This is a genomic window from Luteococcus sp. H91 (assembly GCF_038433135.1).
Lineage (GTDB): Bacteria > Actinomycetota > Actinomycetes > Propionibacteriales > Propionibacteriaceae > Luteococcus.
Map to the genome: position 1 here is coordinate 1 of NZ_JBCDMV010000050.1, position 2,918 is coordinate 2,918.

The 2,918-nt window shown below is 66.7% G+C and carries 2 protein-coding genes; both read left to right on the forward strand.

Annotation, left to right across the window (positions count from 1 at the left end):
* Positions 1 to 141 precede the first annotated feature (141 nt).
* The gene (locus AAEX57_RS16120) at positions 142 to 1,155 is read left to right on the forward strand and encodes a tyrosine-type recombinase/integrase (protein WP_342093315.1); all 1,014 of its coding nucleotides are present in this window, start codon (positions 142 to 144) and stop codon (positions 1,153 to 1,155) included.
* The coding region (locus tag AAEX57_RS16125) for a tyrosine-type recombinase/integrase (RefSeq protein WP_342093314.1) at positions 1,152 to 2,918 on the forward strand (1,767 nt) is incomplete at its 3' end. The genes AAEX57_RS16120 and AAEX57_RS16125, both read left to right, overlap by 4 nt.

Below are 2,918 nucleotides of genomic sequence, written 5' to 3' on the forward strand. Positions count from 1 at the left end.
TCGAGCTGAGAAGGGCGAATGCGATCCTGAAAGCGGCGGCTTGATATGTAGGTGATCCTGACCCCGGTGGAACAGCGCGGCGACGCGGCGGTGACGATGGTGGTGTCGTCGAGCGGCTGGGGGCCGGTCATGGTTGGGTTCGTGCCGAAGCTGGTTTTCGTGGAGGGGCAGCCACCCAGGTTGGGTGAGCCGTGGGTGGACGATTATCTGCGGTTCACCGCGGCCCGCCTGCGGCGCAATTCGGTGCTGGCGCAAGCGTTCGACTTGAAGGTCTTCTTCACCATCGTGGGCAAACCCCCGGTCGAGGTCGACACGGCGGATGTGTTGGCCTTCATCGAACAGCAGCGTGAACCTCGCCACGGCGGCAACGTGGTCCGGCTGGTCGACGGCGAGCCAGGCCTGGCAGCTTCGACCATCAAGCGCCGGCTGGCGACGGTCACGTCGTTGTTCGACTACCTGGTCACCCGCGGTGTCTGTGAACGTCAGCCGGTTTCACGGTCGTTGACGCCCCGGTCACGGTCGTTGCGGGGCTCGCCTCTGGTCCGGGCTCCGAAACGGCTGCCACAGGTGCTGTCACCGGGTGAGGCGGTCGCGTTGATGGGCGCATTGCGCACCGAGCGAGACCGGGCGATGGTCACGCTGATGCTGCATGCCGGGCTGCGACGCTGTGAGGTCCTGGGCCTGCGTCTGACAGACATCCAGCTGGGCGACGGCAGGGTGTTCGTCCACCAGGGCAAAGGCGGCCACGAACGCATCGTCCCTGTCATTGATGCGTTCTTCACGCACCTGGCCGCCTACTTGACCACCGAACGGCCACCGGGGTGTGACACCGGACTGGTGTTCGTGGCGTTGAAGGGGCCCCGCCGCGGCATGCCGTTGAGCGCAGCAGGGCTGGATGAAGTCCTTGCTGGGGCCCGTCAACGGGCGGGACTACGCCACGCGACCTGCCATGAGCTGCGTCACACATGCTTCACCCGGCTACGGGAGGCGGGCATGGCCTTGGAAGCGATCCAGGCCCAGGCCGGCCACGCCAACCTGGAGACCACCCGCATCTACCTCCACTTGTCCAACGACTGGCTCGCTGACCAGTACCGCGACGCCATGCACGTCCTGGCCGACATCTACCCACCCATCATCGAAGGGCCACGCCCATGACTGCTGTTGCCCCTGTCAGCACCAGTGCGGCTCTCGATGAGGTGACGGCCTCCTATGTTGCGGCTGCTTCCAGTTCAGCATCGGCGAAGGGCCGGCGCTTGGCGGCACAGCGCTTCGGACGGCTGTTCGGTGATCTCGACGGATGGAACCACGCCGACGTCGAGCAACGCCGCCAGGTCCGCACCGAGGTGATGTCATTCGCAGCGCACGCTGCCATCGCCACCAGCCTGCCGGTCACCCCGGCCTTCGTCTCCCAGTCATGCTGTCACTGGGGCATCTACATCGCTGACGCCTACCCCGAGCAGCGCGACAGATTCGCCACCCAAGCGCTCGAGCTGGGCTTCACCACGGCACAGAGCCGACGTATGTGGTCCCACCTGGCGCGCATCTGCGTGATCGTCGGCACCAGCCCCGATGCCCTGACCTCGCAGGACTACCAGCAGGCGCGCAGCAGCTATGTCGAAGCCGTGATGGCCTCCCGAGCGAGCGCGCCGCCCCGATGGTTGTCGACGCCACTGTTCGGCCTCGACGCGGTGATGTTCCACCGCGGTCAAGCACCCCAACCAGCCACCCGCCGGCCATGGGCGGCGCGCAGCGCCGCCGAGGTCGACTGGGAACAGATCACCACCCATGTCCCCGTGATGGCGGCCACGATGCGCCGCTACCTGCAGCAATGCCACGCCTCGCTACGGCCCTCATCAGTGACGCTGTTCGAGACCACCCTGCGGCAGTTCGCCGGATACCTCATCGCCCACCACACCGATGCCGAGCGCATCGCCGACCTGCACCGCTGCCACATCGAGGGCTACCGGGACTGGCTCGAACAACGACCCGGCTACCGCGGCCAGCCCGGGTTGTCGAAGACCACGCTGGGCATGCGGATGGGTCACCTGCACACCTTCTTCACCCGCATCACCGAATGGGACTATCCCGATGTCCCCACCCGCGCCCTGGTCTTCCGGGAAGACCGTCCACGCTTGGACAAGCCCCTGCCGAAGTTCCTCGACGATGCCCGGGCTGCCGCGTTCATGGCCGCCGCAGCCCAGCTACCCGACGAGCTCGACCGGTTGATGATTCAGATCCTGGCCCGCACCGGCATGCGCCGCGGCGAACTACTCGGGCTACGCATCAACGCCGTCGTCCAGATCGGCACCGGATACTGGCTGCGCACCCCGGTTGGGAAACTCCACACCGACCGCTACATCCCCCTCGACCCGGCCCTCAAGACCCTCATCGACACCTGGATCGCCCACCGCCCGTCATGGCAGGCCAGCGACCTGCTCCTGCTCGAACGCGGACGACCCATCCCACCCACTCGCGTCGACAAGGCCGTCCAGAAAGCTGCCACCGCCGCCGGTATCGGCCACGTCCACCCCCACCAGCTGCGACACACCCTCGCCACCCAAGCCATCAACCGAGGCATGAGCCTCGAAGCGATCGCCGCGCTGCTCAGCCACGCCGACTTGTCGATGACGATGGTCTACGCCCGCATCGGTGACCGCACCGTCGCCGACCAGTACTTCCAGGTCACCAACAAGATCGAAGCCCTCTACCAAGCCACCGAGCCCGCCAACCCCGTCCTGCCCGCCGAGGCCGCCGGTCCAGCCATGACCGCCCTGCACGCCGAAGTCGACAAACGCCTGCTGGGCAACGGCTACTGCCGCCGACCCGTCGAGCTCGACTGCCGCTACGAAACGATCTGCGAAACCTGCCCCATGTTCTTCACCACCAACCACCACCGGCCCACCCTCATCGCCCAACGA